At 56.2% G+C, this 621-nt stretch carries 1 protein-coding gene; it reads left to right on the plus strand.

Annotation, left to right across the window (positions count from 1 at the left end; all coding sequences use genetic code 11):
- Positions 1–621: polysaccharide deacetylase family protein (locus EWU68_RS12955; RefSeq protein ID WP_165162156.1), on the plus strand; the 621-nt coding region annotated here is incomplete at both ends.

A 621-nucleotide genomic window follows, 5' to 3' on the forward strand; every position in this document is an offset into this window, starting at 1 on the left:
AACTGCCCGAAGGCAAGAAACCACTGGTGATCTCCTTCGACGACCTCTCCTACTACGAATACATGGACGGCGACGGCTTCCCCGACCGGTTGATCGTCAAGGACGGCAAAATCGTCAACGAATACCGTGATGCCGCCGGCAAGAAACAGGTCGGAGCCTATGACCACTTGCCGATCATGGAAGAATTCCTCCAGGACCACCCGGATTTTTCCCACGACGGGGCCAAAGGGGTCATCGCGATGACCGGGTACAACGGGGTCCTGGGGTACCGGACCTCGGATATTTCCTACAAGGACCAGAACAAGAACCTGGACCAGGACAAGAAGGATGCGAAGAAGGTCGCGGATGCGATCAAGAAGAACGGGTGGGAATTCGCTTCCCATTCCTGGGGTCATATCAATTTCACGAAGTCACCGGTGGATCATATTCGGGCCGATAACGAGAAGTGGCAGGCCGAGGTCGCCCCGATCGTGGGCAAGACCGACTTGTTGATTTACCCGTTCGGGGCCGATATTGCCGGGATCGGTGATTACGAGAACGAGAAGTTCCAGTATTTGAAGTCGCAGGGGTTCAACGCGTTTTTCAATGTGGATGCCTCGGTCCCGGCCTGGGGTCAGGCCG

The sequence above is a fragment of the Rothia koreensis genome, assembly GCF_004136575.1.
GTDB lineage: Bacteria > Actinomycetota > Actinomycetes > Actinomycetales > Micrococcaceae > Rothia > Rothia koreensis.